This is a genomic window from Flavobacterium sp. GT3R68, from assembly GCF_007109225.1.
In the GTDB taxonomy this organism is placed as follows: Bacteria; Bacteroidota; Bacteroidia; order Flavobacteriales; family Flavobacteriaceae; genus Flavobacterium.
The window spans coordinates 473,265-493,823 of sequence record NZ_VJZK01000001.1 but is presented as its reverse complement, the minus strand read 5'-3'; the positions used below and the strand labels follow the sequence as shown (position 1 = coordinate 493,823).

General features: G+C 38.7%; 21 protein-coding genes. 6 read left to right on the top strand and 15 right to left on the bottom strand.

Annotated elements, in window-relative coordinates; translation table 11 throughout:
- The first annotated feature begins 7 nt into the window (after positions 1-7).
- Positions 8-553 carry an RNA polymerase sigma factor gene (locus FNW07_RS02145; protein ID WP_126742381.1) on the top strand — a complete coding sequence of 182 codons (546 nt, stop codon included), beginning with the start codon at positions 8-10 and terminating at the stop codon, positions 551-553.
- Positions 550-2,253: an outer membrane beta-barrel protein gene (locus tag FNW07_RS02140; protein WP_126742380.1), complete on the top strand. Its 1,704-nt coding sequence runs from the start codon at positions 550-552 to the stop codon at positions 2,251-2,253. The genes FNW07_RS02145 and FNW07_RS02140 overlap by 4 nt, the downstream gene beginning before the upstream one ends.
- A 91-nt stretch (positions 2,254-2,344) precedes the next feature.
- Here FNW07_RS02140 and FNW07_RS02135 read toward each other — a convergent pair whose 3' ends face one another.
- A complete protein-coding gene (locus FNW07_RS02135; protein WP_126742379.1) occupies positions 2,345-3,100 on the bottom strand; it encodes a 1-acyl-sn-glycerol-3-phosphate acyltransferase in 756 nt (251 codons plus the stop codon).
- A 70-nt stretch (positions 3,101-3,170) separates the two neighbouring features.
- Between FNW07_RS02135 and trpS the strand changes: the two genes are divergently transcribed.
- Positions 3,171-4,151: a tryptophan--tRNA ligase gene (gene trpS, locus FNW07_RS02130; RefSeq protein WP_126742378.1), complete on the top strand. Its 981-nt coding sequence runs from the start codon at positions 3,171-3,173 to the stop codon at positions 4,149-4,151.
- A 40-nt stretch (positions 4,152-4,191) separates the two neighbouring features.
- Here the strand turns inward: trpS and dprA are convergent, their stop codons facing one another.
- Entirely contained in the window at positions 4,192-5,292 is a 1,101-nt protein-coding gene (dprA, locus tag FNW07_RS02125; RefSeq protein ID WP_126742377.1) for a DNA-processing protein DprA, read from the bottom strand.
- Positions 5,293-5,394: 102 nt separating this feature from the next.
- On the opposite strand from dprA, the gene FNW07_RS02120 reads away from it, so the two are divergent.
- Together FNW07_RS02120 and FNW07_RS02115 are read left to right on the top strand one after the other, a co-directional pair.
- A complete protein-coding gene (locus FNW07_RS02120; protein WP_126742376.1) occupies positions 5,395-6,327 on the top strand; it encodes an SPOR domain-containing protein in 933 nt (310 codons plus the stop codon).
- Positions 6,328-6,389: 62 nt separating this feature from the next.
- Entirely contained in the window at positions 6,390-6,902 is a 513-nt protein-coding gene (locus FNW07_RS02115; RefSeq protein ID WP_126742375.1) for an acyl-CoA thioesterase, read from the top strand.
- Positions 6,903-6,943: 41 nt separating this feature from the next.
- On the opposite strand, the gene FNW07_RS02110 is transcribed toward FNW07_RS02115, so the two are convergent.
- From FNW07_RS02110 to FNW07_RS02075, 8 genes are all read right to left on the bottom strand, one after another.
- Complete coding sequence (locus tag FNW07_RS02110) at positions 6,944-8,206, bottom strand: murein hydrolase activator EnvC (RefSeq protein ID WP_126742374.1); 1,263 nt, start codon at positions 8,204-8,206, stop codon at positions 6,944-6,946.
- Between the two features lie 23 nt (positions 8,207-8,229).
- A complete protein-coding gene (locus FNW07_RS02105) occupies positions 8,230-9,021 on the bottom strand; it encodes a DUF4292 domain-containing protein (RefSeq protein WP_126742373.1) in 792 nt (263 codons plus the stop codon).
- Complete coding sequence (locus tag FNW07_RS02100; protein ID WP_370511478.1) at positions 9,021-10,370, bottom strand: tetratricopeptide repeat protein; 1,350 nt, start codon at positions 10,368-10,370, stop codon at positions 9,021-9,023. The genes FNW07_RS02105 and FNW07_RS02100 overlap by 1 nt, the downstream gene beginning before the upstream one ends.
- 14 nt (positions 10,371-10,384) lie before the next feature.
- Positions 10,385-11,395: a sugar phosphate nucleotidyltransferase gene (locus tag FNW07_RS02095; RefSeq protein WP_126742372.1), complete on the bottom strand. Its 1,011-nt coding sequence runs from the start codon at positions 11,393-11,395 to the stop codon at positions 10,385-10,387.
- Between the two features lie 94 nt (positions 11,396-11,489).
- Complete coding sequence (gene dut, locus FNW07_RS02090) at positions 11,490-11,924, bottom strand: dUTP diphosphatase (protein WP_126742371.1); 435 nt, start codon at positions 11,922-11,924, stop codon at positions 11,490-11,492.
- 111 nt (positions 11,925-12,035) lie between these two features.
- Positions 12,036-13,499, bottom strand: coding sequence for a lipopolysaccharide biosynthesis protein (locus FNW07_RS02085; protein WP_126742370.1), 1,464 nt, complete (start codon positions 13,497-13,499; stop codon positions 12,036-12,038).
- 41 nt (positions 13,500-13,540) lie between these two features.
- Complete coding sequence (locus FNW07_RS02080; protein WP_126742369.1) at positions 13,541-14,011, bottom strand: hypothetical protein; 471 nt, start codon at positions 14,009-14,011, stop codon at positions 13,541-13,543.
- Between the two features lie 7 nt (positions 14,012-14,018).
- On the bottom strand, positions 14,019-14,477 hold the full coding sequence (locus FNW07_RS02075) for a GNAT family N-acetyltransferase (protein WP_126742368.1): 459 nt from the start codon (positions 14,475-14,477) through the stop codon (positions 14,019-14,021).
- 100 nt (positions 14,478-14,577) lie between these two features.
- Here FNW07_RS02075 and FNW07_RS02070 point away from each other — a divergent pair, with 100 nt between their 5' ends.
- Entirely contained in the window at positions 14,578-16,659 is a 2,082-nt protein-coding gene (locus tag FNW07_RS02070; protein WP_126742367.1) for a prolyl oligopeptidase family serine peptidase, read from the top strand.
- Positions 16,660-16,718: 59 nt separating this feature from the next.
- On the opposite strand, the gene atpG is transcribed toward FNW07_RS02070, so the two are convergent.
- The 5 genes from atpG to atpE form a co-directional block, all read right to left on the bottom strand.
- The gene (gene atpG, locus FNW07_RS02065; RefSeq protein ID WP_126742366.1) at positions 16,719-17,579 is read right to left on the bottom strand and encodes an ATP synthase F1 subunit gamma; all 861 of its coding nucleotides are present in this window, start codon (positions 17,577-17,579) and stop codon (positions 16,719-16,721) included.
- A 73-nt stretch (positions 17,580-17,652) separates the two neighbouring features.
- The gene (gene atpA / locus FNW07_RS02060) at positions 17,653-19,230 is read right to left on the bottom strand and encodes a F0F1 ATP synthase subunit alpha (protein ID WP_126742365.1); all 1,578 of its coding nucleotides are present in this window, start codon (positions 19,228-19,230) and stop codon (positions 17,653-17,655) included.
- Between the two features lie 14 nt (positions 19,231-19,244).
- The gene (atpH, locus tag FNW07_RS02055; protein ID WP_126742364.1) at positions 19,245-19,778 is read right to left on the bottom strand and encodes an ATP synthase F1 subunit delta; all 534 of its coding nucleotides are present in this window, start codon (positions 19,776-19,778) and stop codon (positions 19,245-19,247) included.
- A gap of 2 nt (positions 19,779-19,780) precedes the next feature.
- Positions 19,781-20,281, bottom strand: coding sequence for a F0F1 ATP synthase subunit B (locus FNW07_RS02050; protein ID WP_126742363.1), 501 nt, complete (start codon positions 20,279-20,281; stop codon positions 19,781-19,783).
- Positions 20,282-20,363: 82 nt separating this feature from the next.
- Positions 20,364-20,555 carry an ATP synthase F0 subunit C gene (gene atpE, locus FNW07_RS02045; RefSeq protein WP_100842815.1) on the bottom strand — a complete coding sequence of 64 codons (192 nt, stop codon included), beginning with the start codon at positions 20,553-20,555 and terminating at the stop codon, positions 20,364-20,366.
- Positions 20,556-20,559 lie beyond the last annotated feature (4 nt).

Here is a 20,559-nt window from a genome sequence, read left to right as displayed (position 1 = left end):
TTAAGCCTTGAGTTTAGACCAGCTCATTAACGATTGTAAGAGAAACGATATTAAAGCTCAAGAACAGCTATACCGATTATTTTCGGCCAAATTGTTTACTGTGTGCCTGAAGTATTCGCGGAATTATGCGGAGGCGGAAGATAACTTGCAGGATGGTTTTTTGATAATTTTTGATAAAATTCATCAGTTCACATTTAAAGGTTCTTTTGAAGGCTGGATCAAACGCATCATGGTTAACAATGTGTTGCAGCAGTATAGAAATGTGAGTTTTTTAGAACTCGTAAACGATAATATAATTGATGATGTTGAAATTGATATTGATGACGAGGCTATTTCCATCGATTATTTGATGAAAATAATTCAGGAACTGCCGGATCGGTATCGGCTGGCCTTCAACTTATATGCAATTGATGGATATTCCCATAAAGAGATCTCAGAGATGCTGGGCATAACCATCGGAACATCAAAGTCTAATTTATCTCGTGCCCGAATGATATTGAAAGAAAAAATAGAACAGTATACCAAGAATAACGATATACCCTCCGTAAAATGAGTGAGAGAAAAAACATAGACCGTCTCTTTCAGGAGAAATTTAAAGACTTTGAAGTTGAGCCATCTGAAAAAGTGTGGAAAAACATTGAGTCTAAATTAAAAAAGAAAGAAGACCGAAAAGTAATCCCGTTTTGGCTGAAACTGTCAGGCATTGCAGCTACCCTGTTGATTGGATTTTTTACAGCAGAGTCCTTACTGGATATGAAAAAAGAAAACCCTGTGGTTATCCAGAACAAAAAAGCCATTGACAATCGAGATCTTAATTCTGTGAAAAATAACGGCATTGTTACCTCTGCTGAAGCATCCGGTGCGTATAAAAATTTACCATCCGATTCCCTGAGCCCAATAAGTGTGCCGGAAACTAACGGTACAAAGACAAGCGTTTCTACTTCTTCCGATGATGGCGTTTTCCAGTCCGGCAACTCCAAGACCGAAAAGAAACTTGGCCTGACTCCTTCTGGTAAAACGAAAAATGCCAATTCAGCTGTTGCCGAAAGTAATTCCAATGCCAAAACAAACAACGGCATTAATTTGGCTCCATCCTCCAAAGCAATAAAAAACAACCAATCGGTTGCCGAAAGAAAATCAAAATTAAAAGACAGCTCTAAAAAAGACCGTCTTAAAACTATTTTAAAATCCGACAAAAACAATGCTATCGCTACTGCCGATGGTAAAAATTCGGGCAAAAAAAACAGCAGAAAAAAGGTTTTGAAATCCGGAAACGGAATCGTGTTGATTGCTGATAATTTGAAAGATGTAAAAAATCCTTCGGATGTTACCCCAGATAAAAAAGGCCAAGATGTAATTGATCCTGTTTCGGATAATCGAATACAACAAAATTCGGATAGCAAAGCATTGGATAACGGTCAGCCTGTTGTTTTGGAAAACAAAGAGGCGGAGAAAAAAACGGACTCTGTTAAAGTTCCGAATGCTTTAGAAGAATTATTGAAAGAAAAAGAAAAGAAAGCCGTTGTTGCCAAAGAACCTAAAAAAGACAAATGGCAGATTTCGTCCAGTGCAGCCCCGGTATACTATAATTCTGCCGGGAATGGCTCCCCATTGGATTCGGTATTCAAGAACAATGCTAAGGATTATAAAACCAATCTGGCTTATGGAGTTGGCCTTAAATATGAGTTGAATCCTAAATTTAGCGTCAGAACCGGAGTAAGTGCTGTTGCGCTCGAATACAATACCAACGAGATCGTTTTTTACCAAACCAAAAATGCAGTGAGTATTAAACATGTCAATTATACTACCCAGGGATCCATTATACAAATAGAGAATAAAAACTCAAATGCAACACCGGAACTTACGGCAAACGATGTTAATGTTGCGAAATTTGACGGAAATCTAAATCAAAAAACAAGTTATGTGGAAGTGCCTTTGGAGCTTTCCTATAAACTTATCGATAAAAAATTTGGCGTCGAAATCATCGGTGGTGTGAGTGCCTTATTCCTGAATGAAAATAAAGTGACCTTGGTTTCACCTGGAATGGAAATGAATATGGGCGAAGCCAACAACCTGAACAGTACCCATTTCAGCACCAATATTGGGTTGGGATTGAAGTATACCTTTTTAAAATCATTCCAGTTGAATTTTGAGCCGATTTTCAAATACCAATTGAACACCTATACTAATGATTCTGGAAATTTCAAGCCATTTTTTATAGGTTTATATACTGGAATCAGTTACCGTTTTTAGGGTTTTTTGGTTTAAACCTTAATCTTTTTTCGTTTTAGTTAAGTTAAGCAGTTGTTATTGCTTTTTAGTGATAACAGAAAGAGCACTCTGGTTAAGTGCTCTTTTTTTTTGCTTTAAATTCTAAAAGTTGGTGTTTAATTATACTTCTAACTTCGGATTTTAATTCTTTTCTATGATCCAGCGTGTAGTCCTTTGTTTCCACTAAAGGATGAACCTTTACCCGCATGATGCCCGGGCTTCCACTGAAAAAAGTATACGAAAAACGTTCTTTATTATCTGCAAAGGAAATCGGAACAATTGGAATATGGTGTTCGATAGCCAACCGGAATGCTCCGTCCTTAAACTCATCCAGCAATGTAGATTCAATTTCCGGAACGCCACCCTCTGGAAAAATACAGATGCTCAGCCCCTGATCTAATCTTTTTTGGGCCCGGTCAAACACTTGTGCTTTACTTTTCGAATTATTGCGGTCCACCAAAATACACGTGCGTTTATAGAAAAACCCAAATAATGGAATTTTAACCAATTCTTTTTTTCCGACAAATACAAAAGGATTTTGGATTACCGCCAACATCAGCATGATATCAGTCATGGAAGTATGGTTCGATACAAACATATAACTCCGCTTTGGGTCCAATTCCTGCATCTTCTCGACCCGATAGTAGAATCCCATTCCGAAAAGAATGGTTTTGGCCCATATCCTTGCCATCACGAAAAAATAAGGATACCATTTCTCTTTTAAGATAGAAATAAACAAAAAGGGAAACATGATCACAATTGGCGCTCCCAGTAAAATGTAGAACCAAATCCGCCAAAGGACCCAAAAAATAATTTTTAATATCTTCATATGGTCAAAAATACGGAAACGTATGTGATTTTTAATGCAAACGATTAACTTTGCCGCAAAGAATAATAAAATGTCAAAAATACTTACTGGGATACAAAGTACAGGAACTCCTCATCTGGGTAATTTATTGGGCGCCATTTTGCCCGCTATAGAGCTTTCCAATAAACCCGAAAACGAATCCTTCCTTTTTATAGCCGATTTACATTCGATTACACAAATTAAGGACGGCGCTTCGTTGCGTCAAAACACGTACAGTACTGCGGCTGCCTGGTTGGCGTGTGGTTTGGACGTCAATAAAGTTGTTTTTTACCGCCAGTCAGATGTGCCTCAAACGGCCGAATTGTCTTGGTATCTGAGCTGTTTTTTCCCTTTCCAGAGATTGACTTTGGCGCATTCTTTTAAGGACAAATCCGACCGTTTGGATGATGTCAATGCCGGATTGTTTTCCTATCCGATGTTGATGGCAGCGGATATTCTTTTGTATGATGCAGAATTTGTCCCTGTGGGGAAAGACCAATTGCAACATATTGAAATCACAAGGGATGTGGCCGCGCGTTTTAACTTTCAGATGGGAGAAACGTTTGTATTACCCGAACCTTCTATTCAGGAAGACACTAAATATGTACCCGGAACCGATGGTGGTAAAATGAGCAAATCAGCCAACAATATCATCAATATCTTTTTGGATGATAAAGCCCTGCGCAAACAGATCATGAACATTGAAAGTGATAGTACACCCCTCGAGGCGCCTAAGAATACAGAAACCTGCAATATTTTTGCGATTTACAAATTAATGGCAAATTCCGACCAGATTCAGTCGATGATCGTGAAGTATGCCAATGCAAATGCCGATTATGGATATGGTCATGCCAAGCAAGAATTGTTCGAACTCATTACAGTAAAATTTAAAACCGAAAGAGAAAAATACAACTATTACATGAACAATCTCGCCGAAGTGGATACCCTTTTAAAAATCGGTGCTGAAAAAGCCGGAAAAATTGCCAATGGAGTTTTATCCCGCGTACGCGAAAAGTTAGGATTTAATTACTAAATAGAAAATCCCCTGCCAAATAAAATGACAGGGGATTTTTTTAAATGGCTTCAAACAATTTTCCGGGTAAAGGCCTGATGACTCCTTTCAGTTCCATATTCAGTAATAACGAAGATATTTTAAAAATAGGGAAATCACATTCCAAAGCAATGATGTCCATCAATTCTTTGCCATTTTTCTGAAGATGATCATAAATTTTCTGTTCCTCGTTATCCAAAAACACAAACAACTGTTTTTGTATCGGTTTAGATTCTTTTTCTAAATCCCAATTTAACACATATATTAAATCGGCGGCACTGGTAAGCAGATTCGCTCTTTGGGTCTTGATCAGATTATTGCAGCCCTGACTGAACTTATCGCTGGTCCTTCCGGGAACGGCAAAAACATCCCGATTATAATCGTTGGCCATATTGGCGGTAATCAATGAGCCTCCTTTATCGGCAGATTCGATTACAATGGTCGCTTCGCACATTCCGGCGACAATGCGGTTGCGACGTACGAAATTTTCCTTATCCGGATTGGATGAACTCCAAAACTCGGTGAGGAAACCACCGTTATCTTCCATTTTGGCAACATACTTTTTGTGCACCGCGGGATAAATCTGGTTCAGTCCGTGCGCCAGTACGCCAACAGTCTGCAAATTGTGCTCCAACGCAGCCTGATGGGCAACAATATCAACCCCATAAGCAAACCCGCTGACAATGACCGGGTCCAGAGGCGCCAGATCGGCAATTAATTTTCTACAAAATTCGGTTCCATACGAAGTTATTTGGCGGGTTCCGACAATACTGATCGTCTTTCTCTTTTTGAGATTGATGTTACCAGATGAAAACAACAATATCGGACTGTCAATGCAATGCTTCAACCGTTCCGGATAATCTTCGTCCTGGAAGAAAATAGATTTGATGTTGTTCTGTCTGATGAATTGGAGTTCAGCTTCCGCTTTTTCGAAAACCGTTTTGTCCTTTAAATTTCTAATCAGGACCGATCCGATACCATCTATGGCCATCAGTTGGGAAGATTTTGTTTTGAAAATGGATTCGGCATCTCCGCAATGGGAGATCAGTTTTTTGGCGACAATATCTCCTACACCTTCTACTTTTTGTAAGGCTAATAAATAAAATAAATCTGTTTGGTTCATGGCGTATATTTGAAATTGAAAATTATAAATTTTTACGGAGATTGTTAATAAAAATTGTGAATAAAATTTTGATAACTATTCTGATTGTATAACTTTGTTTCCATGAAGACAGAACAATACATTTCACAGCTTTTATACCGATATCAATGTGTGACAGTTCCTGGTTTTGGTGCTTTCCTGACCGATATACAATCAGCACAATGGCATGAAAAGTCAAATGCGTTCTATCCGCCAAAGAAGTCGATTTCTTTCAATTCGTATTTAAAAAATAACGACGGCTTGCTGGCCAATCATATAGCTACAGCCGAAAAAACCACGTATGAAAATGCGGTCCTTTCTATTGAAAATGAAGTAACTGCGTGGAAAAATTCCTTACAAAATAATGGGAAAATTGCGCTGAAAAATATCGGCGAACTTTCACTCAATACAGAAGGAAGTCTTGTTTTCACTCCATACGAACAGCCTAATTATTTAAAGGCTGCTTTTGGACTGAGTTCCTTTGTTTCCCCGGCTGTCAAAAGAGAAGTCTCCCTACAGGAGGTAGAAATCACCAAAGAAGAACCAATCCTGATTACTTTAGAAAAAAGAAAAAGAAACCCGTATCTGAAATATGCCGCCATCCTTGTGCTTGCGGTTGCCGTTACAGGAAGTGTGGGGTTTAAATTATATCAAGATAAAATCGAGACGGATACTTTGCTGGTGCAAACTGATGTTCAGAAACAGGTACAGAACAAAATTCAGGAAGCTACTTTTTTTATTGCCAATCCACTGCCTTCGGTAACGTTAACGGTTAAAGAAGAGAAAATGCCGTACCATGTGGTTGCGGGCGCTTTCAGACAGGAGGAAAATGCAGAAAAAACATTGGAGGAATTAAATAAAAAAGGATTCAAAGCCAAACGAATTGCACCAAACAGAAATGGTTTGTTTCCGGTGCTTTACGGCAGTTATCCGAGTTACGCTATGGCACAAACAGCGATGCACGAAATTCAGAAATCAGATAACCCTGACGCTTGGCTGCTTATCGAAGAACTATAAAAATTATCCCGATATCTTCGGGATTTTTTATGAACTGTAATTATCTTTGTAAAAAAAATACTATGCAGCCGAAACATCCTTCCGAGTCATTGACCATATTAACAGATTTAGTTTTGCCAAGTGAAACGAATCCATTGAACAATCTTTTTGGTGGTGAATTATTAGCGCGTATGGACCGGGCCGCCAGTATAGCTGCAAGAAGACATTCCCGTCGCATCACCGTTACAGCATCTGTAAACCACGTTGCTTTCAACAGGGCAATTCCTTTGGGAAGTGTGGTAACTGTAGAGGCGAAGGTTTCCAGAAGCTTCAAAAGCTCAATGGAAATCTTTATCGATGTTTGGGTGGAAGACCGGGAATCCGGTACGCGAAATAAGGCCAATGAAGCAATTTATACGTTCGTAGCGGTTGATGATACCGGGCGACCTGTAGAAGTGGCGCCTATTATTCCTGAAACGGATTTGGAAAAAGAACGGTTCGACGCCGCTTTGAGACGAAAACAATTGAGCTTAGTATTGGCCGGAAAAATGAAACCAGAAGAAGCAACCGAATTAAAAGCTTTATTTATATCATAAAAAAAGGGAACCAAATGGGTTCCCTTTTTTATTTTTATTTTTTACATGTTAGACAACCATGACTCCGGGTTATTATACGTTGTGTTTTGTGAAATCGTAAATTTGATTATCGTTTTACCGGTATCGCTATTGGTTCTTACTTTTCCAATCGCTTGTTTTATCGATACTTTATCGCCTTTACTTACATACACGGAACTCAGGTTCTGGTACACCGTGAAATAATCCCCATGTTGAATCATTACCGCTTTGTTTAGAGGTGAAAAGACCATAACACGAGTTACTTCACCACTAAAAACCGCTCTAGCATTGGAGCCTGGTTCTGTGGTAATCTCCACACCGCTGTTATGCACCGTTAATGTCTTATAAACCGGGTGCGGCTGGTCGCCATATCCTAAGGACACAACCCCTCTTTCAACCGGCCATGGTAATCGGCCCCGGTTGGCTTTGAAATTGTCTGCGATAATTTTACCTTCTGCGGTTAAAACAATTTTATCAGATGATTCAGTTGCTTTTATAGTTGCTGCAGTTGCCGCTTTCGGATTGGCTTTTGCGTTAATCAATGCGGCTTTTCGGTTCGCTTCCGCAATGGCCTCCCGTATCAATCGTTTGATTTCCTTCTCGATTGACTTCTTTTCTTTTTCTTTTTTCTTTATTTCAGCAATGTACTTCTTCTTGTCTTTCTTGATTGAGTTGACCAGGATTTCCTGTTCCTGTTTTTCTTTCTGCAGTGCAATTCGCTCTTTTTCATTTTCTTTAATCAGTTTTTGCTTGGCAGATTTTTGAACACTCAATTTACCATTGTAAACCGTCAGTTGATCTGATTTGCTTTTTATTTCCTCCCCCTGCATTTTTCTGTAGCTTGTATATTGTTTCATATACTGCGCTCTTTTATACGCCTGAAGGAAATTTTCCGAGGATAATAAAAACATTGCCCGGCTCTGTTCCGATCTGCTTTTATATGACTTGACAATCATCTCTGCATAATCTTCTTTTAAAATGACCAATTCTCGTTTCAACCTGTTGATTTGCATCTGATTAATATACATGTCATTGCTCAGCAGCCTGGTTTGTTTTTCGGTAGTATTAATTAACCGTTCTTTCAGCTTTATTTTATTCTTCTGGATATCGATCAGTTTTGTTACCGATTTTTCCTTTTTCTTGGCATCCTGCAACAGCCTTTCATTTTCACGGATCTCCTCCTGAATTTGGGCTTTTCGTTGTTCCAGTTTTTGCTGTTGGTCTTCCTGGCTCCACATTTGTGTAGTCATGAAGATGAAAAACAGGCTTAAGATAAATTTTGGCATACTAAAAATATATTTGTGCAAATCTAATCAATATTAACTCTTTCGTAGCCATCCGGTACGCTATAAGGGAAAGAAAGTTCTTCATTGAAAGAAACCTGATTGTAATTGATACTGATGTTGGTTTTCCCTTTCTTTTGAACTGCTTCAATAATGATACTCAAGGGCAATACGGCCTCATTATATTCTTTGTGGCTAGGATAAGAAACTTCTAGCATTCGTTCTTTGGAGGGTTGGCTGATTTCCTGTTTTTTTATCAGAAAATGCTCCGCCTCAAAATAGAATGCCTTGACAGTATTTGAATCCGAAGTATTTTCCAGTTTGTATAACTTATCCTCAATAGTGGTTTTGTACTTCCCTCTTTTCAGATCATCTAAAGCCTGTCCGATCAGCATGTTCTGTACTTTCTGAAAGTCCAAGTCTGTTCCGAGCCATTGGCTTAAAGTGGCATAATCACCCTCAAAATAATTACCATTGATTTTTTCATAGTACCGCACTTCGTTTGGAGTAATCAATGCCTTGGCCATGGTAATTCCTAAAAAACGGATGCTGACCAAAATTTTCTCGTCTTTTTTGATTTTGATTTCCGCCGTAACGTTCTGTGACTGTTTGTCGTCTCTGTAGTTTGCGCTTGCTTTGATGTATACAGTCGAAAATTCCTTTTTGTTGCTGTAATGATTTGCTATAATTTTATCAGCTGAAAGTACGGTTTTGGCATTTCCTTCCGATAAACCTGTTTTCGTGGATTTACATGACACGAGCAGCGAACTGGCGAAGCAAAACATCAAAACGAATACTAATCCTATATATTTTCTCATTATTTTTTCTGTTTTAATAATTTTTCAGCCTTAGAAAAATACTGTTCTTTTTTTTTCATATCGCCCAAACCATTGTAAGTTTCTCCTAACTGAATATTGAAATTAATTTCCAGCGCGATATCATCCACTAAAAAATCCATTCCTGTCTCAAGCGCGTCTTTCGCTTTTTTATAACTTTTCAGTTGATTGTTTGCCAATCCATTATAATAATAAAACTGTGGCTGTGTTGGATAAAGCTGCATCATTTCCTCCGATTTTCTTGCCATTGCATCGAATTGTCCTTTTTCCATGTAGGCTTCAAATAACAGAAGTATCGCTTCAATATCTTCAGGATTTTTTCTTAGATGTATTTCGTAGTTGTGAATAGCCCTGTCCCACTGCTTTTTGGTGTGATAAAACTTCCCGATTTCTTTGGCCACCGGCACTTCCTTGTCATTATCAAAGTAGGAAATGGCTTTTTCCAAATCACCATCATATTGGGGTTTGTCGTTAACAAAAAGCAGGAATTCATTCAATATCCGATGTTTAATTTTAGTATCGATTTTCGGACTGGCCAAAACGAGATTCATTGATTTAATCACATTTACAGCATCATTGTTCTCGACATGCATCTTAAACAAGTTGACCTGCGCAAAATCGGAAGAAGGTATTTCTGCTTCGAGTTTTTTGGCTACTTCCTGCGCTTTTTCCTTTTGGTTGTTTTCGTTATAGAGATAAATCAATGCTGTATAATTGGCCTCTATCTTAGGGTTTTTCTTGATTTGTTCAATCAGATTATTTCTTTCGGCACTTTGGTATTTCGGGTCGCGCAAAATTTGTGCCTTATAATTGTCTCTCAGCTCCAGTTTTCCTACTTTGTCGTTAAGTTCATTGATCAGATCCAAAGCCATATCGAACTGTTGCGTATTCATATAAAGGGAAACCAGTTCCTCCTTGTATTCCTTTTTGAATTCCACCAGTTTTTTTACAATGACAATCGCCTGATTGAAATCCCGGGTTTCATAACACACATCATACATTCCGACCCAAAACCATTTATTCTTAGGGTCAATTATAGTTGCTTTTTCAAAAGATTCATAGGCTCTTTTGTAATCTTTCTGAGCCAGGTAATTCCTTCCTAATTCTGAATAAATAGTGGCATTGTTGGGTTGCAGCTTCAGGCATTTCTCTAATGAGATAATCGCTTTATCATAATTTTCAATGCCTTTCTGCAACAAGGATTCGTAGAACGCGTTCTCGAATTCATCGTTGACCATAGCAATATCTTCCGGCTCGGTCTGCGCCATAAGCGTTCCCGAAGTGGAAAATAGTCCGAAGAAAATTAATACTAAAACCTTTTTTCTCATCATTTAAAACTTATCAGTTATTCTAAAACAGAATAATCACCAATGCTGATACTGGAAAAATTACCGTCAAAACTGGCATGATTTCCGATCATTGCGTTGTCCAGATTGGCATTTTTTATATTGGAATGGTTTTGCACCAAACTATTCTTAATGGTACTGTTCTGCACATGGCATCCTTTTCCAAGAGATACATTCGGCCCTACAGTGGCGTTGATTAATACGACATCTTCCCCAATGTAACATGGCGGGATAATCGTTGAGTTTTCGGATTTTACATCTGAATCCACCAAATGAATCCCATCCTGGTGAAGGAAATTCAGTAAACGGGAATTGGTTTCCACGGTTACGTTCTTATTTCCACAATCCATCCATTCATCGACTTTACCCGGAACAAATTTCATGCCCTTTTGTTTCATATTCTCCAATGCATCGGTCAATTGGTATTCTCCTCCTTTTACAACATCATTATCGAGTAAATATTGTAATTCGGAGCGTAATGTTTCACCTGATTTGAAATAATAGATTCCGATGATGGCCAAATCAGAAACGAATTGGGCCGGTTTTTCAACAAAATCCACAATCTGGTTGTTTTCATTCAGTTGTACCACGCCAAATGCACTAGGGTCTTCGACTTGCTTTACCCAAATCACACTGTCCGCTGAAGTATCCAAGGAGAAGTCGGCTCTAAAAAGCGTATCGGCATAAGCAACCACCAAAGGCCCCTGCATGCTTTCTTTGGCGCACAAAATAGCGTGTGCCGTTCCCAAAGCTTCATTTTGATAATAAATGGTGCCGCGAGCGCCTAATTTTTGGGCAATGGCTACCAAATCTTCCTCGACCTGTTTACCAAAATCTTTGTGGATGATAAACGCAATTTCTTCTATCTCCTGATTGATTACCCCGGCAATGTCTTCTACCAACCGGTGTACAATCGGTTTTCCGGCAATTGGGATCAATGGTTTTGGGATCGTAAGTGTGTGTGGACGAAGACGGGATCCACGTCCTGCCATAGGAACTATTATTTTCATGTTGTTTTTTATTAAAAGATTGAAAAATTAAATGATTGAAAAATTAGAATGTGAAATCTTTCCATCATTTAAATCTTTAATTTATTAAATCTATTTATTTTACCCCGGTGCTTCCGAAACCGCCTTCCCCTCTTGAGGTTTCTGTCAGTTCGATGACTTCTTCCCAATCGGCTCTTTCGTGTTTGGCGATAATCAGTTGGGCGATGCGTTCGCCATTTTCGATAACGAAAACCTCATTGGATAAATTTACTAAAATTACCCCAATTTCACCACGGTAATCAGCATCGACGGTTCCCGGGGAATTGAGAACGGTAACGCCTTTTTTGGCTGCCAGTCCGCTGCGGGGACGGACCTGCGCTTCATATCCGATTGGAAGTTCAATAAAAAGACCGGTTTTAACGATGGCTCTTTCCAATGGGTTCAGCGTTATGGATTCGGTGATGTTGGCCCTTAAGTCCATTCCTGCTGAAGCAATGGTTTCGTAGTTTGGGAGCGCATGTTGCGATTTGTTGATGATTTTAATTGTCATAGTATCAGTTTAATGCGATTCTTGTTTTTTTAGCCCCGATGGAAGCGGCATCCCACGCTTTTTTGCGTGGATACAGCGGACAGCGGGAATAGCTTCTAAAAATTCAAAATGCTAATTCTTTCGTTTTATAATCCGGTTTAAGGTTTCTTTTTCGTTGTAATATATGAAATACATGAATGCGAGCAAAAGTGTAATGCCGACAAAATAATTTTCGCGGAAACCGTAGAACGACAGTGCGGAGAACCCGATCGATAAGGAAAGGTAACCTGCCAATTTTTTGATATCGTACGGAATGGGATAGTATTTGTTTCCGAAGTAATACGAAATCAGCATCATGCTTCCGTAAGCGGCAATGGTGGCAATCGCCGAACCATAGTAGCTCATCGTTGGAATCAGAAGATAGTTCAGTGCCAAAGTAATGACTGCACCGACAATCGAAATATAAGCACCAATATACGTTTTGTCAATTAGTTTGTACCAGACCGACAAATTGGTGTAGATGCCGAGGAAAAAGTTCGCCAATATAATCAACGGAACCACTTTCATCGCTTCCCAATAGGAGGGGTCACGAATCATGAAATATTTTAGTACATCGGCAAAAACGATGACCGACAGCAAGATGAACGAACCGAAAATCACAAAATATTTGGTAATCGTCGCGTAAGTCTGCTGTGCATTTTCGTTGGACGAATGGCTGAAAAAGAACGGTTCGATACCCAAAGTATAGGCCGTTCGGTATAAAACCATAAACAGTCCCAGTTTGTAACAGGCAGAATACACGCCGACTTCGGCTTCGGCAATATCGGCCGGAAGGAGTTTCCCTAACAGGATTTTATCGAACTGCTCGTTGATAGCAAAGGCAATTCCGGCGACCATAATAGGCAGTCCATACCGCATCATCCGTTTCCAGAGAGCCCATTCAAAATGCCAGTTCAGGTGAAAATAATTGGGTGACAGCACTACAAATGTGGCGAGACTGGCAATAATATTGGCGACGAAAATATAACCGATCTGGAAATTTTCTACATACAGTGACCCTAAAAAACTGTCAGGCTGCGACTGGGCTATTTTAGGAAGGAACAATAAAAAGAAGACACTCAACGAAAGGTTGACCAGTACGTTTCCGATTTTTATGGCGGCATACACCATTGGTTTCTGATAGGCGCGCAATTTGGAAAACGGAACGATTACCAGCGCATCGAGCACTAAAATCCATATCGTATATTGAATGTACTGAACGTCAATTCCGGATTTTTCGGCTAATGTACTTTGGAACAGTATGGCGCCAAACAAAAAAAACATGGAGGTCCAAAAAATTGAGACTGTGGTGGTTTCGACGACCTTTTTTTTGTCCGATTCGCGATTGTAAAATCTGAAAAAAGCGGTTTCCATTCCGTATGCTAAGATGACATTAAAGAAAATCATCCAGGCGAAAATAATGGACACCTTTCCGTACTCCGCTTTAGGGAGCAAATCCGTGTACAACGGTACCAGTAAAAAAGTGAACATGCGCGGCAGCACCGTGGCGATTCCGTAAATGGCGGTTTGTTTGAAAAGATTTTTATATAAACTCAAAATAGATGGCTTGAAATTCTGATTTTCGTCAACAAAAATAACTAATTCCTAGGTCTTGCCGATGGATATGCTTTTAATTCTTGTTCTTTTATTGTGCTTAATTTGTAGTATGCTTTCTTTCCTTTAAAGGAATATTCGATTATAGCCTCATTGTCGGTAATTGGATATGGCGGGGTGACTTTTTGGCCTTTGATTGGAGTTGGATTGAGGTCAGATGCTTTTTCTTTATTAGCGTCGCCTGTAAATCCCGCGCTATATTCCGTCTCTGAATCTTTATGGATGGGTGATTTTTTGTCTCGGAAGTACAGCGCTTTCAGGATAATCTGTTTGGGAACTGGTTTTTTGCACTGGATATAAAAGTTCGTTCCCGAGCCGCCGCCTCGTACACCGGCAACCCAATTTTGGAAATAGGTTTCGCCAATGGTGGCCTTCATGGCTTTTGCAGCTTCCTTTTGGGAATGGCATGAAACAAAGACTGAGGTGAACAACAGTATTAATGCTAGTTTTTTCATGGTATAATTAGTTTAATCCGTCTGCGTTTAAGATTTTGACAAAATGAAATCCTTTTGGTCCAAATCCCTGATTATAATAAAAACGGTGGGCCGGAAAATTGTTGGTATAGGCATCCAAAACAATGCTGACACAGCCTAACTCTTCGGCTTTTGAGTTGATGTAATCGGAGATGTGTTTTCCGATTCCTTTCGAGCGATGGTCCGGATGCACGACAAAATTATCAATCTCTATGAATTTCCCGCACCATAATTTGGTACCAAACCAATAGCCGGTAATCCCTACACACTCGCCATCCTCGAATACAGCAACCTGTTTGTAATTGTGGGGAAGCATTTCTTGTAATAAAGCTTCGTATTGCTCTAATGACATTTTTGGATAAAGATACTTAATGGTCTCTAGTTGAGCCATCATTTCTGTCAGGGTGGTAAGTTCTTTGATTTCCAATTTTTTAATGGTTTCTATCATGATGGCATAAATTTAACCAAAAAAAAAGAGTTGCCTTGACTCTTTCTGATTTAATTGCACTTAAATATTTTACCTTTGCGGATATTCCTACTTACTTCTAATGAAAAATATTCTGTTACTTATTTGTTTCCTATTCTCTGTTTCATGCTTTTCCCAAGAATATCCCGCAACCAGGAAAACGCCTTCCCCGATAACCAAACATGACGTTACCTTTCAGGATGACTACACCTGGCTTGAAAATTTCAATGCCGACGAAGTCTCAGAGTGGGTAAATTCACAAAATCAGTTGATTTATACCCATACGGAGGAAATCAAAAAAAAATATTCCCCTGTCTTCAAAATAAAGGAATACGATAACCTTTCGACCAATGGGCTGCCGGAAAAAAAAGGAGACTATTTTTATTCCCACTATCGTCTGGACAAATCAAAACCAGCGGCGCTTTTTTATAGAAAAAAATTAAATGATGCTCCTATCGAGATCACTAATACGTATAGGACTTTTAAAGATGCCAATGTGGTGATGACCGACTTCTATCCTTCTGATAATTCTAAATTAGTAGCTTATGAAGTAAGTATAAACGGGAGTGACCTCCATCAGGTGGGATTTACTTCCATAAGTAAAAAGGAAGATTTGACGGACGTTTTAAAAAATGTGAAGTTTTCCAATATAGCCTGGAATGGGGAAAAGGGCGTTTTCTATAAAAAAACCAGCAATCTGAGTAAATTCGACAAAGACTCTACGTACCAAATGTACTATCACAAAATAGGCACTATTCAGGACGACGACAAATTGGTGTTTGATTCGGCAAAAACGGAAGGTGTTTTTACTTTTTTCACCAAAGAAAATAAACTGGTTATCATGGAGCATAACAAGGAGGAAACCTTTCGGAATTTTTATTGGTGTTCCTTGGCAGGTGACGATTTTAAGCCTGAAAAATTCATAGAAAATGACCGGAACACCTTTACTTTTTTAAATTATTCCAAAGAACGGATATATTTTTCGTCAAAAGATTATGAATGGGGTGAAATCCGTTCCAGGAATATGAATGGAGAAGATGAAAAAGTAATCGTTCCACAAATCTATACCCATTTATTAGTGGACACCTTTTTTTATGAGGATTATATCATTTGCAAATACAAAACCTTAGGGAAGAATTACATTGGTGTCTATGACACAAGTGGTCAGTTTATCAGAAAATTTGATGTTCCGTATAATATGGATTTCCGAATTCGGTTTTTCGACAAGGAGACTAAGGATTTGTATGTTACTTTTTACTCCTATGCCATCTCGTTCTTAAATCACAAATTAAATCTGGAAACCGGGAAAACCCAATCCTACTTTAATGATTATATAGAACCCAAACCAGCACTATTTTCATTTGATCATTTTGAAACAAAAACCGTTACGTATCAAAGTCGCGATGGTGTAGCGGTTCCAATTACGATCGTCCATAAAAAAGGCATTTCACTGGACGGCAACAACCCAACATTACTAAAAGCCTATGGTGGTTTTGGTACAATAAGCGGTCCTGTTTATGATACCGGATTGTTGTATTTTATGGAAAAAGGCGGTGTTTTTGCCTACGCTGAAATTCGTGGTGGCGGAGAGAAAGGAACCAAATGGCACAAAAACGGAAAAGGATTGAAAAAGATGAATACGTTTAATGACTTCATTGATGCTGCCGAGTTTTTAATTAAAGAAAAATATACTTCACCGGATAAACTGGCAATTACAGGCGCTTCACAAGGCGGATTATTGGTCGGTGTGGCCATGACCCAAAGACCGGAATTATTCAAAGTTGCCATTCCGCAAATGGGCGTCTATGACATGATGAATTTTGGGAAATACTCTGTGGGAAAATATCATTTGGACGAATACGGCGATATCGAGAATAAAAATGAATTCGATGTCATGATGGGTTATTCCCCGTTCCATAATATTAAGGAAGGGATTAATTATCCGACAACGTTAATAATTACATCGGAAAATGATGATCGTGTTCCTCCAATGCATTCTTATAAGTTTGCGGCCGGATTGCAAAACAGGGCAGCACAGAAGAATCCGATTTATTTAAAAACCCTGTCCAATTCAGGACATTCCGGTAAAATTTCAAATTACCAAAATTATACAGAAGAAAAAGCGGCTTTCTATAGCTTCTTACTTTATCATCTGAATAAGTAAAATAAAAAAAGAGCCGATATTAATAAAATATCGGCTCTTTTAAATTATAAATTATATTACTATCCTTTCAAAGCCTCGGCTCCACCAACGATTTCCAAGATTTCGCTTGTAATCGATGCCTGACGCGCTTTGTTGTAAGTTAATTTCAATTGGTCTCTCAACTCTGTTGCATTGTCGGTTGCTTTATGCATTGCAGTCATACGGGCTCCGTGTTCTGATGCGAATGAATCTCTGATTCCTTTGTACAATTGTGTTTTTAATGCCTTAGGGATTAAGGTCAAAACGATTTCTTCTTTTGAAGGTTCAAAAATATAATCTCCAGTTGAAACCGGAAGATCCGATTTGATGGCCGCCAATGGTAGGAATTGTTCTGTTTGTACGATTTGGGTTGCTGCATTTTTGAACTGGTTGTATACCAATTCAATTCTGTCATATTCCCCGGAAACGAATTTCTGGGTTAGTGTTTCAGCGATTTCAGCTACGTTATCAAAAGTCAAATTATCAAAAATAGCGCTTTGATTACCAACCACAGAAAGTGATTTGCTTAAAACATCATTTCCCTTTTTCCCGATGGCAAAAATATCCACTTGTTTCCCGGCATAAAAAGCAGCGCGGTTTTTAGCTTCTTTGATTGCATTGGTATTAAAAGCGCCTGCCAAACCTCTGTTTGAAGTGATGACAACGATTAATACTTTTTTAATTTCACGTTGTGTTGTGAACTCTCCTCCTACATCACCATCAAGTGTTGCAGAAAGATTCTGCAATAATTCCGTTAATTTTTCGGCATAAGGTCGCATGGCTGTGATCGCATCCTGTGCTTTCTTCAGCTTTGCAGCAGAAACCATTTTCATTGCCGATGTAATTTGCATCGTCGATGAAACGGAAGTAATTCTATTACGGATTTCCTTTAAATTTGCCATTTTATTTATAATGAATAGTGAGAAGTGAATAGTGAATAGCTAAAAACTACTCACTATTCACTATTTACTAGAATTAGTTATATTTTGCTGAGATTTCTTTTGCTACTTTTTCGATAACATCAGTAATGGTGTCATCCAATTTTCCAGCTTTCAAAGCATTCAATGTATCTCTGTGTTTGTTGTTCAGGTATTCCAAGAAGTCTTTCTCGAATTCCTTCACTTTATTTACAGGAACATTTCTCAACAAGTTTTTTGAACCTGCATAGATAATAGCCACCTGGTCTTCAACAGTATAAGGATCGTTTAATCCTTGTTTAAGGATTTCCACGTTTCTTCTACCTTTTTCAATTACGTTTAACGTAACCGCGTCCAAGTCAGAACCAAATTTCGCAAACGCTTCCAATTCGCGGAATTGCGCCTGATCTAATTTTAAGGTACCTGCAACTTTTTTCATTGATTTAATCTGTGCATTACCTCCAACACGAGATACCGAGATACCTACGTTAATCGCCGGACGAACCCCAGAGTTAAACAAATCTCCATCCAAGAAAATCTGTCCGTCTGTAATCGAAATTACGTTTGTTGGGATATATGCAGAAACGTCACCAGCCTGAGTTTCGATAATTGGTAAAGCAGTCAATGAACCACCACCTTTAACGATTGATTTCAATGAGTCCGGTAAATCATTCATGTTTCTTGCAATGTCATCATTAGCGATAACCTTACAAGCTCTTTCCAATAATCTACTGTGTAGGTAGAAAACGTCTCCAGGATATGCTTCACGTCCCGGTGGTCTTCTTAATAAAAGGGAAACCTCACGGTAAGCAACCGCTTGTTTAGACAAATCATCATAAACAATCAAAGCCGGACGACCTGAATCTCTGAAATATTCTCCGATAGCTGCACCTGCGAAAGGAGCATATACTTGCATCGGAGCTGGGTCAGAAGCATTGGCAGCAACGATAACCGTATAGGCCATTGCCCCTTTTTCTTCCAACATTTTTGCAATTCCTGCTACAGTCGAAGCTTTTTGCCCAATTGCAACATAGATACAAAATACAGGTTTTCCTGCATCGTAAAATTCTTTTTGATTTAAGATAGTGTCAATACAAACAGTTGATTTACCTGTCTGACGGTCACCAATAACCAACTCACGTTGTCCACGACCAACCGGGATCATTGCATCTACTGCTTTTACTCCTGTTTGTAATGGCTCGGTAACTGGCTGACGGAAGATAACTCCCGGTGCTTTTCTCTCTAAAGGCATTTCGTATAAGTCCCCACCGATTGGTCCTTTTCCGTCGATAGGAAAACCAAGTGTGTTAACGACACGACCTACCATTTGCTCTCCTACTTTAAGAGACGCAATACGTTGCGTTCTTTTGGCAGTTGAACCTTCTTTGATTCCTGTAGATGGTCCTAAAAGTACCACACCCACATTGTCTTCTTCTAAGTTCAGAACGATAGCTTCCAATCCGTTGTCGAATTCCACTAACTCCCCGTATTGAACATTTGATAACCCGTATATACGAGCAATACCATCTCCAACTTGAAGTACTGTTCCAACTTCTTCCAGCGTAGCACCAGATTCAAAACCTGATAGTTGCATTTTTAATATTGCTGAAATTTCAGCAGGTTTAATTTCCGCCATAATTATATAAATAACTAGTTACTTAATTCTCTTTTTAATACTTGTAATCTGTTTGCGATGGAAGCATTGTACTGCTTATCGCCAATTCTTATAATAAATCCTCCGATAATAGAAGGATCTACTGTGTTTTCGATGGTTACTTTTTTATCTGAAAAAGTAGCGATTTTAGCCGCAACCTTCGCTTTCAAATCGATATCCATTGGAATGGCAGTCGTTACATGCGCAACTTCAACACCATTCATTTCGTCATACAATTTGTTATACTCTAAAGCAATGCCTTCCAGAATTTCAAATCTTTTGTTTTCGAATAACAAATGGAATAATCCTTTTGTCACTCCGTTTACATCAGCAAAAATGGCTTGCAAGGCGTTTTCTTTTACTTCTACAGTGATGGTTGGGTTTTGAATAAAGGTATTCAATTCCTCATTTCCATTAACTGTTGATGCAATTAAAGCCATATCGCTGCTCACCTCATTAGCCACACCAATAGTGTCGGCCATGTCCAAAATTGCTTTTGCGTAACGAATTGCTGCTCTTGTACTTGCCATAATTAGTTTAATTTAACGTCACCCAACATTTTCTCAACCAATTTGGTCTGAGCGTCTTTGTTAGATAGTTCGTCTTTCAATAATTTTTCAGCGATTTCAATAGACAACGTCGAAACCTGTAATTTCAATTCAGCCATAGCTGCATTTTTTTCGCTTTCGATAGCTGCTTTAGCCTGCTCAATCATTTTCAATCCTTGTGCTTGGGCTTCATTTTTGGAATCAGCAATCATTTTCTCTTTCATTTCACGTGCTTCCTTCAGCATCGTGTCACGTTCCATTCTTGCTTCCTGCAAAATACGTTGGTTGTCTGCCTGAAGGTTCTGCATTTCTTTTCTTGCATTTTCAGCAGATAACAATGCATTTTTGATCCCTTCTTCTCTGTCATTAACAGCGTCAAGAATAGGTTTCCAAGCAAATTTCTTAAGTAAAAGGATCAATCCGACAAATATCAATACTTGCCAAAAGAACAATCCTAATTCAAACTGATTTATTAACTTTTCCATGTTATGTATTTATAAAATATTTAATTTAATAATAAAACAATAGTCACAACCAACCGTTGCAACTATTGTTTTTAAGTTTTAATTAAGCTGCGAATAACGCTGCGAAACCAATACCTTCAATAAGTGCAGCAGCAATAAGCATAGCCGTTTGGATTTTTCCTGAAGCTTCTGGCTGACGAGCAATAGCGTCCATTGCTGAACCACCAATTCTACCAATACCTAAACCTGCTCCGATTACAATTAATCCTGCTCCTACGAAATTTAAACCTTCCATAATA

What these genes read in the sequence shown, in the direction of transcription:
- atpE (WP_100842815.1), bottom strand. Translation starts at nt 20,555, where the DNA reads ATGGAAGGTTTAAATTTCGTAGGAGCAGGATTAATTGTAATCGGAGCA.
- FNW07_RS02140 (WP_126742380.1), top strand. Translation starts at nt 550, where the DNA reads ATGAGTGAGAGAAAAAACATAGACCGTCTCTTTCAGGAGAAATTTAAA.
- FNW07_RS02110 (WP_126742374.1), bottom strand. Translation starts at nt 8,206, where the DNA reads ATGCCAAAATTTATCTTAAGCCTGTTTTTCATCTTCATGACTACACAA.
- FNW07_RS02050 (WP_126742363.1), bottom strand. Translation starts at nt 20,281, where the DNA reads ATGGAAAAGTTAATAAATCAGTTTGAATTAGGATTGTTCTTTTGGCAA.
- atpG (WP_126742366.1), bottom strand. Translation starts at nt 17,579, where the DNA reads ATGGCAAATTTAAAGGAAATCCGTAATAGAATTACTTCCGTTTCATCG.
- dprA (WP_126742377.1), bottom strand. Translation starts at nt 5,292, where the DNA reads ATGAACCAAACAGATTTATTTTATTTATTAGCCTTACAAAAAGTAGAA.
- FNW07_RS02105 (WP_126742373.1), bottom strand. Translation starts at nt 9,021, where the DNA reads ATGAGAAAATATATAGGATTAGTATTCGTTTTGATGTTTTGCTTCGCC.
- atpA (WP_126742365.1), bottom strand. Translation starts at nt 19,230, where the DNA reads ATGGCGGAAATTAAACCTGCTGAAATTTCAGCAATATTAAAAATGCAA.
- trpS (WP_126742378.1), top strand. Translation starts at nt 3,171, where the DNA reads ATGTCAAAAATACTTACTGGGATACAAAGTACAGGAACTCCTCATCTG.
- FNW07_RS02100 (WP_370511478.1), bottom strand. Translation starts at nt 10,370, where the DNA reads ATGATGAGAAAAAAGGTTTTAGTATTAATTTTCTTCGGACTATTTTCC.
- FNW07_RS02115 (WP_126742375.1), top strand. Translation starts at nt 6,390, where the DNA reads ATGCAGCCGAAACATCCTTCCGAGTCATTGACCATATTAACAGATTTA.
- dut (WP_126742371.1), bottom strand. Translation starts at nt 11,924, where the DNA reads ATGACAATTAAAATCATCAACAAATCGCAACATGCGCTCCCAAACTAC.
- atpH (WP_126742364.1), bottom strand. Translation starts at nt 19,778, where the DNA reads ATGGCAAGTACAAGAGCAGCAATTCGTTACGCAAAAGCAATTTTGGAC.
- FNW07_RS02080 (WP_126742369.1), bottom strand. Translation starts at nt 14,011, where the DNA reads ATGAAAAAACTAGCATTAATACTGTTGTTCACCTCAGTCTTTGTTTCA.
- FNW07_RS02135 (WP_126742379.1), bottom strand. Translation starts at nt 3,100, where the DNA reads ATGAAGATATTAAAAATTATTTTTTGGGTCCTTTGGCGGATTTGGTTC.
- FNW07_RS02120 (WP_126742376.1), top strand. Translation starts at nt 5,395, where the DNA reads ATGAAGACAGAACAATACATTTCACAGCTTTTATACCGATATCAATGT.
- FNW07_RS02070 (WP_126742367.1), top strand. Translation starts at nt 14,578, where the DNA reads ATGAAAAATATTCTGTTACTTATTTGTTTCCTATTCTCTGTTTCATGC.
- FNW07_RS02095 (WP_126742372.1), bottom strand. Translation starts at nt 11,395, where the DNA reads ATGAAAATAATAGTTCCTATGGCAGGACGTGGATCCCGTCTTCGTCCA.
- FNW07_RS02075 (WP_126742368.1), bottom strand. Translation starts at nt 14,477, where the DNA reads ATGATAGAAACCATTAAAAAATTGGAAATCAAAGAACTTACCACCCTG.